Below are 13355 nucleotides of genomic sequence, written 5' to 3' on the forward strand. Positions count from 1 at the left end.
CTTCAGGGTCTCATGCTGCCGCCTCGGCGCCCTCTTTCCGCCGCTGGCGGACCGGGTTCGGCAGCTCGATCTCGACCTCGAGGGTGGAGACGGCCTCGGCCCGCTGCATCTTCACCTGGACCTTGTCGGCCGGGATGTCGACGTGGCGGGCGATGACACCGAGGATCTCTTCACGGAGCTTGGCGATCAGATCGCTGGCGCCGGCCGAGACTCGCTCGTGCTGCAGCAGGATCTGCAGCCGGTCGCGCGCCACCGGCGCGGATCGCGCCGGCTTGAAGAAGTTGAAGATCGTCATGCAGCCCTCCGACCGAAAAGCTTGCTCATGAAGCCGCGCCGCTCCGCCGGAACGACCATCGGGATGTTTTCGCCTTCGAGGCGGCGGGCCGCATCGATATAGGCGCGCGCCGGGGCGCTGTCGGCATCGACCAGCGTGACCGGGCAGCCGACATTCGAGGCATTCAGCACCGCCTCGCTCTCGGGGATGATGCCGAGCAGCGGGATCGACAGGATCTCGAGGACGTCCTCGACCTTGAGCATCTGGCCGCGCTCGGCGCGGGCGGCGTCATAGCGGGTGAGCAGGAGGTGCTTCTCCATGTACTCGCCGCGCTCGGCCTTCAGCGTCTTCGAATCGAGCATGCCGATGATGCGGTCGGAATCGCGCACCGACGACACTTCCGGATTGGTCACGACGATGGCCACGTCGGCATGGCGCATGGCGAGCATGGCGCCGCGCTCGATGCCGGCCGGGCTGTCGCAGACGACCCAGTCGAAATGGCCGCGCAGCTCTTCCATGACGCGGGCGACGCCCTCGGCGGTCAGCGCGTCCTTGTCGCGCGTCTGCGAGGCCGGCAGCACATAGAGCGTGTCGAGCCGCTTGTCGCGGATCAGCGCCTGCTGCAGCTTCGCCTCGCCCTGGACCACATTGATCAGGTCGTAGACGACGCGGCGCTCGGCGCCCATGACGAGGTCGAGATTGCGCAGGCCGACGTCGAAATCGACGACAGCCACGCGCTGGCCGGACATGGCCAGCGCGGCGCCGATGGCGGCGGTGGACGTCGTCTTGCCAACGCCGCCCTTGCCCGATGTCACAACGAGAACCTGAGACATTGCTTCTGCTCCTTGCTGGCTCAGGCCAGCGCCGCCATGTTCATCTTGTCATTTGCGAGCCAAGCCTGGACCGCGCGGCCGCGCAGGCCCGGGTCGAGGTCGTCGGCAGTCTGGTAGAGGCCGTCTATGGCGATCAGCTCGGCCTCGAATTTCTGGCAGAAGATCCGCGCCGCCGCGTTGCCGGTCGATCCGGCGATGGCGCGGCCGCGCAGCGTGCCATAGATGTGGATCGAGTTGCCGGCGATGATCTCCGCGCCGGATGCGACGGAGCCGACCACGGTCACGTCGCCCTGCGGGAAGATGATCGACTGGCCGGAACGGACCGGCGTCTCGATCAGCAGCGACGGGACCGCTCGGTCGACGAAGCTGTTCTGCTTGGGTGGCTCGGCGGACGGCTTGTGCAGGATTTCGGTCTGCTTGCCACCGCTGACGGACGGAGGCATGCCGAAGCCGAGCCAGGACGGATCGGCGCCCTCGACCCCCATCACCTTGATCTCGCGTTCGTAGAGCATGGCGATCAGCTCTGCGAAGTCGCGCTTGGTGATGGCGAGGCCGGTGACGTCGAGAATGACGGGGCGACTGGCAAAGTAGCCCTCGGAACGCTTGGAAAGCTTGTCGAGTTCCGCCAGCCAGTCGGCCAGCGGGAGTTCGGGCGCCAGAACGGTGGCGAGGAAGGATCTTCCCCGGAACCGGATCGCTGCGCGTTGTTTGGAAGCGGGAGTAGCCACGGTCGCTGTTTGCCTTCTGTTAAGCAATGTGTGCGACACGCTGGTTAACGAGTGGTTAACCACGTCGGACCCGTTAAGGGTTTGGAGGGCAAAAGCTGAGGAATCCCGAGGGGGTTAGGCCGAACAAAAAAATCTGGGTTGCAGTCCGGAAACCCGTCAACAGCAGCGCGAAAAGCCGCCCTTTGCCTCGATTCCATCGCGAAGCGCTGCGTCATGCCGGATCGGCCCGGCGCCCGCCGCAGAGCGGATTCGGCGAATCGATCCAGCGCCCCGCCAGGGGGCGCCGTTAACGTTTACACCCGCTTGTTCGAAGCCGCCGCGGCGGTGCGAGGCATGGCCTCAGGCCTGTTCCGGCGCGACGTCCGAAGCCTTGGCGGCGAGCGCCCGCTTCACCTCCGGCACGACCTTCGTCCCGAACAGTTCGATCGACTTCATCATCTTGTCGTGCGGCAGCGTGCCGACGCTGAACTGAATCAGGAAGCGGTCATGGTCGAACAGTTCGTGCTGGTAGAGGATCTTCTCCGCCACCTCGGACGGGCTGCCGACGAACAACGCGCCATGCAGGCGGCGCTGCGCCTCGAACTGGCCGCGCGTTGTCGGCGGCCAGCCGCGCTCCTTGCCGAGCTTGGTCATCACGGCGGCGAAGGGCGGATAGGCGATGTCGGCGGCGTCCTGCGAGTTCTCGGCGATGAAGCCGTGTGAATTGATGCCGACCTTCAGCCGCGCGGGATCGCTGCCGGCTTCCTTGCCGGCGCGGCGGTACAGTTCGACCAGCGGCTGGAAGTGGGCTGGATTGCCGCCGATGATGGCGATCGCCAGCGGCAGGCCGAGCACGCCGGCGCGCACGACCGATTGCGGCGTGCCGCCGACAGCGATCCAGACCGGCAGCGGATCCTGGGCGGGGCGTGGATAGACACCGAGATCCTGGATCGCGGCGCGATGGCCGCCCGGCCAGCTTACCCGCTCGCTGTCGCGAATACGCAGCAGCAGTTCGAGGTTTTCGGCGAACAGCGCGTCGTAATCGGCGAGATCGAAACCGAACAACGGGAAGGATTCGATGAACGAGCCGCGCCCGGCCATGACTTCGGCCCGGCCGTTCGAGACAAGGTCGAGCGTCGAAAAGCGCTGGAAAACGCGCACGGGATCATCGGAGGAAAGCACCGTGACGGCGCTGGTCAGGCGTATGGACTTGGTGCGCGCGGCGGCAGCCGCCAGCACGACGTCAGGCGCAGAGACCAGATAGTCGGGCCGGTGGTGTTCGCCCAGGCCGAAGACGTCGAGACCGACCTGATCGGCCAGTTCGATCTCCTCGATGAGATTGCGGATCCGCTCGACCGGATCGAGCCGCACGCCGGTCGTCGGGTCGGGCATATTGTCGCCGAAGGTGTAGATCCCGAATTCCATTCTGGTCGCCTCTCCGAATGACGTCGGCGCGGAAATGCCCGGATCGCCCCGTTTCGGGGCAGATATGGCAACCCGGCGCCGGATTGTCAGCCCCAACGCAGGAAGACGCATCGTCAACCGAAACGAGCATGCCCTTCCGCAACGTCGGCGCGGCGCACGGCTTTTGGTTGCCGCCTCGCCCCGCATCCCCTAAATGACGGGTTCCCCAATCGACCGAAAGTCGCATGATGGAAGACACCACGAAGAGCGCCGAGAAGAAGCAGGCGTCCAAGGACGGCCTCGGCGGCACCATCCGCGTCTTCGCCGAGGCGCTGATCATCGCGCTGATCGTGCGCACCTTCCTGTTCCAGCCGTTCGAGATTCCGTCGGGCTCGCTGATCCCGACGCTGGAGATCGGCGACTACCTGTTCGTCTCCAAATATTCCTACGGCTATTCGCGCTATTCGTTCCCCTTCGGCATGGGTCCGTTCGAGGGCCGCATCTGGGGCTCGGAGCCAAACCAGGGCGACATCGTCGTCTTCAAGGGACCGAAGGACAATTCGACCGACTTCATCAAGCGCGTCATCGGCAAGCCCGGCGACACCGTGCAGATGATCGACGGCCGGCTCTACATCAACGACAAGATGGTGGAGCGCCAGCAGATCGAGCCCTACGAGACCAAGGACTTCTTCGGCAACACGATCTCGGCGGCGCGCTATGAGGAGACGCTGCCGAACGGCGTCAAGCACCAGATCATCGAGATCGAGGGCGATCGCGGCTCGTTCGACAACACGCCGAAATACGAGGTTCCGCCGGGCCATCTCTTCATGATGGGCGACAACCGCGACAACTCGGCCGATTCCCGCGACATGCAGTCGATGGGCTACGTCCCGAACGAGAATGTCGAAGGCAAGGCGCGCTGGGTGTTCTTCTCGATCGACGAAGGATCGCGCGTCTGGGAGTTCTGGAAATGGCCGTGGTCGATCCGCTGGAACCGGCTGTTCACCTCGATTACCTGACGCCGCAGGCAGGCCACCGTCGCGCCTGAGTGACACGCATCGCAAAATGCAACGACCGCCGATTTGTGCATTGCAAAATGCACGAATCGGCGGTCATTGTCGTGAGGGTCGCGCCTCCGCGCCCGCCTGATCCTCACCGCCGGACCACCCCATGCCGATCGCCCTCTTCGCCCTGGCCATTGCCTCGTTCGGCATCGGCACGACTGAATTCGTCATCATGGGGCTGCTGCCGGAAGTGGCGGCCGATCTCGGCGTCTCGATCCCCAGCGCCGGCCTGCTGATCACCGGCTATGCCATCGGCGTCGTCATCGGCGGCCCGATCATCGTGCTCGCCACATCGCGGCTGCCGCGAAAGATCACGCTGGTCGGGCTGGCGATGCTGTTCGTCATCGGCAATCTCTTCTGCGCCATCGCGCCGACCTACGCGCTTCTGATGGCGGCGCGCATCTTCACCGCCTTCGGCCATGGCGCCTTTTTCGGCATCAGCGCCGTCGTCGCCGGCACGCTGGTGCCGCGCAACCAGCGTGCCCAGGCCATGGCGCTGGTCTTCGCCGGCCTGACGCTCGCCAATATCCTTGGCGTTCCCGGCGGCACCGCGCTCGGCCAGATCGCCGGCTGGCGCTCGACCTTCTGGGCCGTAGTCCTGATCGGGCTGGTCTCGGTCGCCGCCATCATCGCCTGGGTACCGTCGGACCGAGGCGCCTCGGCGCCGCCGAGCCTGATGCGCGAATTCGCGGTGTTCAAGCGCCTGCAGGTCTGGCTCGCCATGGCGGTCAGCGTGCTGGCCGCCGCCGCCACCTTCGCCTGCTTCACCTATATCGCGCCGATCCTGAAGACGGTGACGGGGCTGGAATCGCACCAGATCACCTGGGTGCTGCTGCTGTTCGGCGTTGGCATCACCATCGGCAACCTGATTGGCGGCCGACTGGCCGACTGGAAGCTGATGCCGACAATCCTCGGCGCGCTGACGGCGCTGATCATCGTGCTGGCGCAGTTCAGCTACACCAGCCACTCCGTCATCGGCGCCTGCATCAGCGTCTTCGTCTGGGGCTGCGTGATGTTCATCCTGATCGCGCCGCTACAGATGCGCGTGATCGAATGCGCCGGCGAAGCGCCCAATCTCGCATCGACGCTCAACCAGGGCGCCTTCAATATCGGCAATGCCGGCGGGGCGTGGATCGGCGGCCTCGCCATCACCTTCGGCGCTGGCTTCGACAGCCTGCCGCTCGTTGGCGCCGCGCTGACGGTGCTGGCGCTGATGATCGCGCTGTTGTCCTGGCATCTCGGCAGGCAGCCGATGGCGGTCGCTTCGACCGGCTAGGCTCAGTCGGCCTGCCAGGCCTCGAAGCGACCCTGCACGGCGGCGATAAGGGCGGCCCCGGCGGGCTGCACCGCCAGCGTTTCGCAGCGCTGCGCCTCGGTTTGCGCGGCGACCGGATCACCGCCAAATGCCGCACTCGGCAACATGATCGCGACCCACACAGCCGCGACAGCCAGCAGATTATCCGCGGTCAATCCCGACATAGCCAAACTCCGCCCTGCCCTGCGATGCACTGTTAAATAATACGTCCCCGACCTGCGGGTTCCGCCCTCCGACATCAAATTTGCGTCAGGAGGTCGATCGGGATCCGCTTGGCCGATGATTTCGCATCGCAATATGCAGCGATCATGCCAGCTTGATGACAATTGACGGCCCCGACGCGAGAAAAACGTAAGTATTCGCGGACGACCGGGCGCATTGTGTCTCCGGCGCGTCGGCTTTGCGCCGGATGGGCGCTCCGCCCTTCGAGGCCGCGGGTCGGCGCGTCCCAGGAGACGCAGACGGCAGGGCGCCGCCAAACAATGCTATCCTGATAGTAAGTCGCATATATCGGACAACATAACGGTCCTTTTCAGTGTAGGTGAAGCAACTGCAACTTTACGTTAGGGAATACGACCCATTGATTTTCTGTGGATGCTGAAGCATAGTTTCGCTCGCACGGGCATAGGACCCGACGGAGACTGGACAAACGCGCGTCGGATGCTACGGCATTCGCGGGGCGGCTTGCGCGAGCGACCGCACGATATCGACAAGACGCAGAGACCTTTCCCCGACAACCTGAGTGCCTGGAGTGTGCCGGCCGAGCGGAGCGGCTGGTAGAGTAAAGAAGAATGGGAAAGGAACAGCGATGCGACAGTCTGGTACGGTCAAGTTCTTCAATGCGTCGAAGGGCTTTGGCTTCATCACCCCCGACGATGGCGGCAAGGATGTGTTTGTGCACGTCACGGCTGTCGAGCGTTCGGGCATTGCGAACATGAATGACGGCATGCGGATCACGTTCGAGACCGAGCCCGATAAGCGCGGCAAGGGCCCGAAGGCGGTAGACCTGCAACCCGGCTAGCCCCTCGCCTTCGCGGACAAGTCCAGAAAGCCGCCGGCCTGCCCGGCGGCTTTTGCGCGTCTGCCTCCCGGCCGCGACAGGCGCCTGACGCTGCGTCCACAATTCCGACACGCCCGTGCAGGAAAAGTCATCGCGCATTCTCTTCGCCTGCCTATATACTGATACTAAATGAAGATTCGCGCTGCTCTGCCAAGCACCGCCGTTGAGTTGGAATGGGAGACCGGTTTTTCCGCGCGGGGCGGAGCGGTTTTTGCTCAACAGGAGGGCTCGATCTCGAGATCTGCTTTCGGCAGTCGTTTTGTTGCGTTGCGTATCCCCCGATCAAGCGCGAGGGTCGGCCATGAGCCTCATCGACTTCGAAACCGAAGACCGGCAATCCAACCCGGTTGATATGATCGAGCAAATCGCAGGGCTCAATGATTGGAGCTTCGAGCGATCCGGCGACGACGAGATCACCATCTCGATAGCCGGCGGCTGGTGCGATTATCACGTCTCCTTCTCCTGGATGGAGGACATGGAGGCCGTGCACCTCGCCTGCGCCTTCGACCTTAAAGTTACGGAACCGCGCAAAACCGAGGTCATGCGACTGCTGTCGCTGGTCAACGAGCAGCTGTGGATCGGCCATTTCGACCTTTGGAGCAAGGAGGGCGTCGTCATGTACCGGCAAACTCTGCTGCTCGCCGGCGGCGCCGAGCCGAACAGCCGCCAGGTCGAAGGCCTCCTCGAGAACGCCATCGAAAGCTGCGAGCGCTATTACCAGGCCTTCCAGTTCGTCGTCTGGGCCGGCAAGTCCGCCGCCGAGGCGCTGGAGACCGTCCTGTTCGAGACGGTCGGCGAGGCCTGAGACCACAAGGCGGCGCGTGCCGGTACGCGCCGCCCCCCTTGCCGGATGGGACCGAGGCCGCCGTGCCGGCCGCCGCCGGCAGGTAGGATCCTGCCCGGCATGGAGGGCCTTTCGCCCGGGCGCGGAGCCGAGTACAGACAAGCGTCGTCATCGAAGAGCGAGCGCTTCCGCATGTCCCTGTCCGCCCTCACGCCCTCCTCCCCCATCGTCCTGATCGGCGCCGGCAAGATGGGCGGCGCCCTGCTCACCGGCTGGCTCGCTTCCGGCCTCGATCCGAAGGCGGCGATCGTCGTCGATCCGAACCCGCCGGAGGAGACGCGGGCGCTTCTCGCGAAGCATGGCGTCGAGCATCGGACCAGCGCGCCTGCCGGCGTCGCGGCCCGCGTGCTGCTGCTTGCGGTCAAGCCGCAGATGATGGGCACCGCCCTCCCCGCCGTGCGCGACCTGATCGGACCGGGCACGGTCACGGTGTCGATCGCGGCAGGAACGACTCTCGCGACGCTCGAGGCCGCGCTCGGCGGCGCCATCGTCCGGGCCATGCCGAATACGCCGGCGCAGGTCGGCCGCGGCATGACCGGCGCCTTCGCCAACCCGGCCGTGACCGCCGAGGACCGCGAGCTGGTCGGCGCGCTGCTTTCCGCGGTCGGCGAATTCGGCTGGGTCGGAAGCGAAGGGCTGATCGATACGGTGACGGCGGTTTCCGGCTCCGGCCCGGCCTATGTCTTCCTGCTCGCCGAGTACCTGGCGAAAGCCGGCGTCGAGGCCGGCTTCTCGCCCGAGCAGGCGGAGCGCTTCGCCCGCCAGACGATCGTGGGCGCCGGCGAACTGCTCAACCAGTCGCCGCTGCCGGCCGACATCCTGCGCAAGAACGTTACATCGCCGGGCGGCACGACGGCCGCGGCGCTGAACGTTCTGATGGCCGAGGACGGCATCGAGCCGATTCTCACCCGCGCCGTCGCCGCCGCCAAGCAACGCGCACAGGAACTGGCAGGCTGATCGGCCTCGCCGTCGCCACATCGCGTCCCTAGATACAGGTAAAGAGGAGATCCGATCATGGCGACAGAGAAGACCAAGGCTAAAATCGTCGACGCGTTTCTCGGACTTCTTTCCGAAAAGCCCTATGCCGGGATCGGCCTCGGCGACATCGCGGCGCGCGCCGGGCTCACGCTCGGCGAGCTGCGGAGCGCCTATGACGGCAAGCTTGCCATCCTTGCCGACTTCATCCGCCAGGTCGACAGCGCCGTGCTCGATTCGACCGAGGCGCCTTCGGCCGAGGAATCGCGACGCGATCGATTGTTCGACCTGATTATGAAGCGGCTCGACCACATGGCGCCGCGTCGCGCCGCCGTGCGGCATCTGGCCGAATCCGCCCGCCGCGATCCGGGAATGGCGCTCTGCCTCAACCGCATCGCGCTCGACAGCGCCCGCTTCATGCTGGCCGGCGCCGGGATCTCGACCGACGGTCTGCGCGGCGCCGCGCGCACGCAGGGTTTCGTGCTGATGGCGGCACGGATCGTCCCGGTCTGGCTCCAGGACGAGGACCCGGACCTGTCGAAGACGATGGCGGCGGTCGATCGCGCGCTCGAGCATGCCGAGACCTGGTCGCACCGGACCGATCGCGCCGCCGGCATCCTCTGCCGCGTCGGCCGCAAGCTCGACCGGCATCGCCCGAGGCGGGCCGCCAAGCCGGAGACGGAAGCGCCGGCGGCTTGACCGAGCCGGCCGTCGTGTTACCGGTCTCGGATTGAACGGAGACACGACATGGACGCCCAGGCACCGAAGACGATCAGCTTCGACGATTTCCTCAAAGTCGACATCCGCGTGGGGACGATCGTCGAGGCGAGCCCGTTTCCGGAAGCGCGCAAGCCGGCCATCAAGCTGGTGATCGATTTCGGCCCGGAGATCGGCCGCAAGAAGTCCTCGGCCCAGATCACCAAATACTACCAGCCGGCAGAGCTGATCGGCCGCCAGGTGATGGCCGTGGTCAATTTCCCGCCGCGCCAGATCGGTCCCTTCATGTCGGAAGTCCTCACCCTTGGCATGCCGGACGCCGAGGGCGACGTGGTGCTGACCGCCGTCGAGCGCAGCGTGCCGAACGGCGGACGCCTGTTCTAGGCGGCGCCGCTGGCTGGACGGTGTGTTCACTCCGGCGCGGCTGTCGATCGCAGCCCCGAGTGACTAGGTAGATGCTTCAACCAGAGGTCACCCAGCCATGAGCCAAACCGAAACCGAAGCCGGTCTCCCCTTTTCGCTGACCCGCCCGATCCACATCGCGGAAGTCGGCCTCAAGGCGCATGACGTCGACAAGGTCGCCGACTACTACCGCGCCATCCTCGGCCTGGAGACGATCTCCAGCGCCGGCGGGATGGTGACGCTCGGCGCCGGCGGCGTGCCGTTCCTTGTGATCGAGCCGAGCCCGCGCGGCTCGCGCGACGACACCCGCCAGGCCGGCCTGTTCCACACCGCCTTCCTGATGCCGAGCCGCGCCGATCTCGGCCGCTGGATCCTGCATGCGAGCGAAAACCGCTTTCCCGTCGACGGCATGGCCGATCATCTCGTCAGCGAGGCCTTCTACCTGACCGATCCGGAAGGCAACGGCGTCGAGATCTATTCCGACCGCCCGACCGGGGAATGGGTCTGGGAAGGCCCGCATGTGCGGATGGCGACCGACCCGCTCGACGTCAACGCGATCGTCGCCTCGCTCGGCGACCATCCGGGCGGCTGGAAGGGTGCACCGGAATTCCTCCGCATAGGCCATGTGCATCTGCGCGTGGGTGACGCGCCTGTGGCGGCGCGCTGGTGGAAGTCGGAGGTCGGGCTCGACGAAGTGACCACCATGCCGAGCGCCTCGTTCCTGTCGTCCGGCCGCTATCACCACCATATCGGCGCCAATAGCTGGCAGAGTCGCGGCGCCGGCCCGCGCGATCCCGAACGCAACGGCCTCGCCTATGTGACGTTGGCCGGCTCCGGCGTTTCGGCCGAACGCGAATTGCTGGATCCCTGGGGCACGCGTATCCGCCTTCAGCCCGGCGCCTGAGTTCGATCAGGCCGGAATGCGGACGGTGGCGCGCAGGCCGCCGTCCGGCGCCTCCGAAAGCGTGACGTCGCCGCCATGGAAACGGGCGATGTCGCGGGCGATCGGCAGGCCGAGGCCCGTGCCGCTCTCGTCGAGATTGCGCGCCTCGTCGAGACGGTAGAACGGCCTGAACACTGCCTCGCGCTCGGTCTCGTCGATACCGGGCCCATCATCGTCGACATGGATGACGAGCCAACCTTCGGTATGCACGCCGTGCAGCTCGATATGGTCGCCGTGCCGGCAGGCGTTCATCACCAGGTTGGACAGGCAGCGCTTGAAATCGTTCGGGCGGATGCTGACGATCGGATCGCCGCGGAAATCCTGCGAGACGTCGTGGCCGACGCGGCGGGCGTTCTCGGCGACCTCGGCCAGCAGCGTGCCGATATTGGTCGCCGCCGTCGGTTCGTCGGCATCGTCGCGGGCAAAGGCCAGATAGCCCTCGAGCATACGCTGCATGTCGTCGACGTCGCGGCGCATGGCGCGCACATCCGGCGTTTCGCGCAAGAGCGCCAGTTGCAGGCGGAAGCGCGTCAGCACCGTGCGCAGGTCGTGGCTGACGCCCGCCAGCATGGTGGTGCGCTGCTCCATCTGCCGCTCGATGCGGTTGCGCATTTCCATGAAGGCGGCGCTGGCGCGGCGAACCTCGCGCGCGCCGCGCGGGCTGAAATCCGTCGTCTCGCGCCCCATGCCGAAATCCTCGGCCGCATCGGCGAGCTGCTGGATCGGACGGATCTGGTTGCGCAGGAAGGCGATGGCGATCGTCAGCAGCACCAGGCTGGTGCCGACCATCCAGAAGATGAAGATCTCCGAATTGGAGGCATAGGTCTGGCTGCGCCGCGCCAGCACGCGCAGCACCTTGTCGCCGAGCTGGATGCGGATCTCGACCAGGTTGGAGCGGCCGACCGTGTCGATCCAGTAGGGCTTGTTGATCTGACGGCCGATCTCGCGCGACAGCGCGCTGTCGAGCAGCGAGAAGAAGGGCTTTGGCGCCGCCGGCGGCAAAGGCTCGTTCGGGATCACGGAAATGGTCAGGCCGAGCCTGTCCTGCGCGATGCGGACGATCTGCGCGTAGTTCGGATCTTCCGGGTAGGTGTCGATCAGGTCGACGATCGCGGCGATGTCGCGGACGGTCGCAGCCGACAGGCGCTGCGTCACCGTCTGCCAGTGGCGCTCCATGAAGACGAAGGCGACGACCGACTGCAGGATGACGATCGGCGTGATGATGATGATCAGCGCGCGCGCATAGAGGCCCTTCGGCATCGCGGCGGCCATGCGCTTGCCGAGAAAGCGATAGGGCACCAGCAGCGCGTCGAAGAAGGGCTCGGAGCGGCGCGCCATGCGGCGCATGGCGTTGACCGCCGGAGACCGCCAGAGACGGCGCAGCCCGGCCACGGCAGGCCATTCCGCCCAGCCGCCGGAAACACGACTGCGCTGAAACGAATGCGGGCGTTTGTCCATCAGCCCTGGCCCCGTCCGGCCCGTCCCCGGTCGCCAATCTGCGTCACGCTTCCGTCACCAGCCGGTAGCCGATGCCACGCACCGTCTGCAGGAACAGCGGATTGGCCGGATCGACCTCGATCTTGCGGCGCAGCCGGTTGATCTGCACGTCGATGGTGCGTTCGCCGGCCGGCTCGTCCTCGGCCAGCAGCGAAAGGCGCGGCACGGTCTCGTTCGGCGTCTCGGCGAAAACCGCCATGATCTGGCGCTCGCGATCGGTCAGGCGGATCGTCTCCTGCCCGCGACGCAGTTCGCGCCGCGCGATGTGGAAGGTGAACGGCCCGAAGCGCACCTGCTCGATCAGCGGCGCCGCCGGCGGGGTGCCGCGCTTCAGGATGGCGTTGATGCGAAGCAGCAGTTCGCGCGGCTCGAACGGCTTGCCGAGATAATCGTCGGCGCCGAGCTCCAGACCCTTGATCCGGCTCTCGATCTCCGTCCGCGCCGTCAGCATCAGGATCGGCACGTCCATCGTCTCGCGCAGGCTCTTCAGCAGGTCGAGCCCGCTCTCGCCCGGCATCATCACGTCGACGACCAGGAGGTCGAAGGCGAGGCCGCCGAGCCGGCCGCGCGCCTCGGCCGCATTGGCGGCGACATCGACACGGAAGCCGTTGTCGTTCAGGTAGCGCGACAGCAGCGTGCGAATGCGGGCATCGTCGTCAATGACGAGCAGATGCGGCGCATCATCGGCCAGGGGGGCGGTATCCGCCAGATCATTCATCCTGCAACTCCACGCGCATCAATGCTCGATCAACTGCGCGACCTTATCGCGTTCGGCCGGATCGATCATCAGGCGAAGGAAGCGCTCGGCCGCGACGCGCCCTTCGGGACCGAGCGGGGCCAGGGCGGCGCGGATGCGCTGCGCCTGCGGCTCGGTCAGCCGCTGGTCGAGCGCCCGCCCCTTCGCCGTCGGATAGAGAAGCCGCTGACGGCGATCGACCGGACCCGGCACCTGCTCGATATAGCCGGTATCGATCAACTGCTTCAGCACGCGCCCGAGGCTCTGCTTGGTGATCTTCAGAATGTCGAGGAGATCGGCGACCCGCATGCCGGGATGGCGGTTGACGAAGTGGACGACGCGATGGTGGGCGCGGCCGAACTGGAACTTCGCCAGCACCACGTCCGGATCCGAAACGAAATCGCGATAGGCATAAAAAAGCAGCTCGATCAGGACCAGTTCGGGCTGTTCCTGGATAGAAATGGGCGTCTTGACGGTCTCGTCGCGTTGCACGGATGCCGGTCCCTTCGAATCGGTCGCGAAATTTATGTCAGCCATGTTGACATATTTAGGTTCGATTGTTACTTGATGGGTGGCCTCGACGA

General features: G+C 65.9%; 16 protein-coding genes. 8 read left to right on the forward strand and 8 right to left on the reverse strand.

From position 1 onward, the window contains the following. Positions 1 to 10: 10 nt before the first annotated feature. The 4 genes from minE to WFK98_RS14635 form a co-directional block, all read right to left on the reverse strand. Positions 11 to 295: a cell division topological specificity factor MinE gene (gene minE, locus WFK98_RS14620; RefSeq protein WP_266340748.1), complete on the reverse strand. Its 285-nt coding sequence runs from the start codon at positions 293 to 295 to the stop codon at positions 11 to 13. Further along, positions 292 to 1107 carry a septum site-determining protein MinD gene (gene minD, locus WFK98_RS14625; protein WP_266340749.1) on the reverse strand — a complete coding sequence of 272 codons (816 nt, stop codon included), beginning with the start codon at positions 1105 to 1107 and terminating at the stop codon, positions 292 to 294. Before minD ends, minE begins: the two co-directional genes overlap by 4 nt. A gap of 20 nt (positions 1108 to 1127) precedes the next feature. Then, the gene (gene minC / locus WFK98_RS14630; protein ID WP_266340750.1) at positions 1128 to 1835 is read right to left on the reverse strand and encodes a septum site-determining protein MinC; all 708 of its coding nucleotides are present in this window, start codon (positions 1833 to 1835) and stop codon (positions 1128 to 1130) included. Positions 1836 to 2174: 339 nt separating this feature from the next. Continuing rightward, the gene (locus tag WFK98_RS14635; RefSeq protein WP_336800736.1) at positions 2175 to 3239 is read right to left on the reverse strand and encodes an LLM class flavin-dependent oxidoreductase; all 1065 of its coding nucleotides are present in this window, start codon (positions 3237 to 3239) and stop codon (positions 2175 to 2177) included. 227 nt (positions 3240 to 3466) lie between these two features. Here WFK98_RS14635 and lepB point away from each other — a divergent pair, with 227 nt between their 5' ends. Next, positions 3467 to 4237, forward strand: a complete 771-nt coding sequence (gene lepB / locus WFK98_RS14640) for a signal peptidase I (RefSeq protein WP_420909668.1) — start codon at positions 3467 to 3469, stop codon at positions 4235 to 4237. 151 nt (positions 4238 to 4388) lie between these two features. Beyond that, the gene (locus tag WFK98_RS14645) at positions 4389 to 5558 is read left to right on the forward strand and encodes an MFS transporter (RefSeq protein ID WP_336800737.1); all 1170 of its coding nucleotides are present in this window, start codon (positions 4389 to 4391) and stop codon (positions 5556 to 5558) included. 2 nt (positions 5559 to 5560) lie between these two features. Here WFK98_RS14645 and WFK98_RS14650 read toward each other — a convergent pair whose 3' ends face one another. Next, a complete protein-coding gene (locus WFK98_RS14650; RefSeq protein ID WP_336800738.1) occupies positions 5561 to 5761 on the reverse strand; it encodes a hypothetical protein in 201 nt (66 codons plus the stop codon). 644 nt (positions 5762 to 6405) lie between these two features. On the opposite strand from WFK98_RS14650, the gene WFK98_RS14655 reads away from it, so the two are divergent. From WFK98_RS14655 to WFK98_RS14680, 6 genes are all read left to right on the forward strand, one after another. Beyond that, positions 6406 to 6618: a cold-shock protein gene (locus WFK98_RS14655; protein ID WP_266340755.1), complete on the forward strand. Its 213-nt coding sequence runs from the start codon at positions 6406 to 6408 to the stop codon at positions 6616 to 6618. A 340-nt stretch (positions 6619 to 6958) separates the two neighbouring features. After that, on the forward strand, positions 6959 to 7462 hold the full coding sequence (locus WFK98_RS14660) for a YbjN domain-containing protein (protein WP_266340756.1): 504 nt from the start codon (positions 6959 to 6961) through the stop codon (positions 7460 to 7462). A 171-nt stretch (positions 7463 to 7633) separates the two neighbouring features. Then, a complete protein-coding gene (gene proC, locus WFK98_RS14665) occupies positions 7634 to 8458 on the forward strand; it encodes a pyrroline-5-carboxylate reductase (RefSeq protein ID WP_266340757.1) in 825 nt (274 codons plus the stop codon). A gap of 57 nt (positions 8459 to 8515) precedes the next feature. After that, positions 8516 to 9175: a TetR/AcrR family transcriptional regulator gene (locus WFK98_RS14670; protein ID WP_336800739.1), complete on the forward strand. Its 660-nt coding sequence runs from the start codon at positions 8516 to 8518 to the stop codon at positions 9173 to 9175. A 48-nt stretch (positions 9176 to 9223) separates the two neighbouring features. After that, positions 9224 to 9577 carry a tRNA-binding protein gene (locus WFK98_RS14675; protein WP_336800740.1) on the forward strand — a complete coding sequence of 118 codons (354 nt, stop codon included), beginning with the start codon at positions 9224 to 9226 and terminating at the stop codon, positions 9575 to 9577. A 97-nt stretch (positions 9578 to 9674) separates the two neighbouring features. Then, positions 9675 to 10499 (forward strand): VOC family protein, encoded by an 825-nt coding sequence (locus tag WFK98_RS14680; RefSeq protein ID WP_336800741.1) that lies wholly within the window; start codon positions 9675 to 9677, stop codon positions 10497 to 10499. Between the two features lie 6 nt (positions 10500 to 10505). Here the strand turns inward: WFK98_RS14680 and WFK98_RS14685 are convergent, their stop codons facing one another. The 3 genes from WFK98_RS14685 to WFK98_RS14695 all read right to left on the reverse strand — a co-directional run bounded on the left by WFK98_RS14685 (position 10506) and on the right by WFK98_RS14695 (position 13308). Continuing rightward, positions 10506 to 11876 carry an ATP-binding protein gene (locus WFK98_RS14685; RefSeq protein WP_266340842.1) on the reverse strand — a complete coding sequence of 457 codons (1371 nt, stop codon included), beginning with the start codon at positions 11874 to 11876 and terminating at the stop codon, positions 10506 to 10508. A gap of 163 nt (positions 11877 to 12039) precedes the next feature. Continuing rightward, positions 12040 to 12753, reverse strand: coding sequence for a response regulator (locus WFK98_RS14690; RefSeq protein WP_266340761.1), 714 nt, complete (start codon positions 12751 to 12753; stop codon positions 12040 to 12042). 18 nt (positions 12754 to 12771) lie between these two features. After that, positions 12772 to 13308: a MarR family winged helix-turn-helix transcriptional regulator gene (locus tag WFK98_RS14695; RefSeq protein ID WP_266340762.1), complete on the reverse strand. Its 537-nt coding sequence runs from the start codon at positions 13306 to 13308 to the stop codon at positions 12772 to 12774. Positions 13309 to 13355: the final 47 nt, after the last annotated feature.

The organism is Kaistia sp. MMO-174 (genome assembly GCF_037147815.1).
Taxonomy (GTDB): domain Bacteria; phylum Pseudomonadota; class Alphaproteobacteria; order Rhizobiales; family Kaistiaceae; genus Kaistia; species Kaistia nematophila.

Bases quoted from the DNA above. Each gene is read 5' to 3' on its own strand.
- minE (WP_266340748.1), bottom strand. From the start codon at position 295: ATGACGATCTTCAACTTCTTCAAGCCGGCGCGATCCGCGCCGGTGGCG.
- minD (WP_266340749.1), bottom strand. From the start codon at position 1,107: ATGTCTCAGGTTCTCGTTGTGACATCGGGCAAGGGCGGCGTTGGCAAG.
- WFK98_RS14635 (WP_336800736.1), bottom strand. From the start codon at position 3,239: ATGGAATTCGGGATCTACACCTTCGGCGACAATATGCCCGACCCGACG.
- lepB (WP_420909668.1), top strand. From the start codon at position 3,467: ATGGAAGACACCACGAAGAGCGCCGAGAAGAAGCAGGCGTCCAAGGAC.
- WFK98_RS14645 (WP_336800737.1), top strand. From the start codon at position 4,389: ATGCCGATCGCCCTCTTCGCCCTGGCCATTGCCTCGTTCGGCATCGGC.
- WFK98_RS14650 (WP_336800738.1), bottom strand. From the start codon at position 5,761: ATGTCGGGATTGACCGCGGATAATCTGCTGGCTGTCGCGGCTGTGTGG.
- WFK98_RS14655 (WP_266340755.1), top strand. From the start codon at position 6,406: ATGCGACAGTCTGGTACGGTCAAGTTCTTCAATGCGTCGAAGGGCTTT.
- WFK98_RS14660 (WP_266340756.1), top strand. From the start codon at position 6,959: ATGAGCCTCATCGACTTCGAAACCGAAGACCGGCAATCCAACCCGGTT.
- proC (WP_266340757.1), top strand. From the start codon at position 7,634: ATGTCCCTGTCCGCCCTCACGCCCTCCTCCCCCATCGTCCTGATCGGC.
- WFK98_RS14670 (WP_336800739.1), top strand. From the start codon at position 8,516: ATGGCGACAGAGAAGACCAAGGCTAAAATCGTCGACGCGTTTCTCGGA.
- WFK98_RS14675 (WP_336800740.1), top strand. From the start codon at position 9,224: ATGGACGCCCAGGCACCGAAGACGATCAGCTTCGACGATTTCCTCAAA.
- WFK98_RS14680 (WP_336800741.1), top strand. From the start codon at position 9,675: ATGAGCCAAACCGAAACCGAAGCCGGTCTCCCCTTTTCGCTGACCCGC.
- WFK98_RS14685 (WP_266340842.1), bottom strand. From the start codon at position 11,876: ATGGCGCGCCGCTCCGAGCCCTTCTTCGACGCGCTGCTGGTGCCCTAT.
- WFK98_RS14690 (WP_266340761.1), bottom strand. From the start codon at position 12,753: ATGAATGATCTGGCGGATACCGCCCCCCTGGCCGATGATGCGCCGCAT.
- WFK98_RS14695 (WP_266340762.1), bottom strand. From the start codon at position 13,308: ATGGCTGACATAAATTTCGCGACCGATTCGAAGGGACCGGCATCCGTG.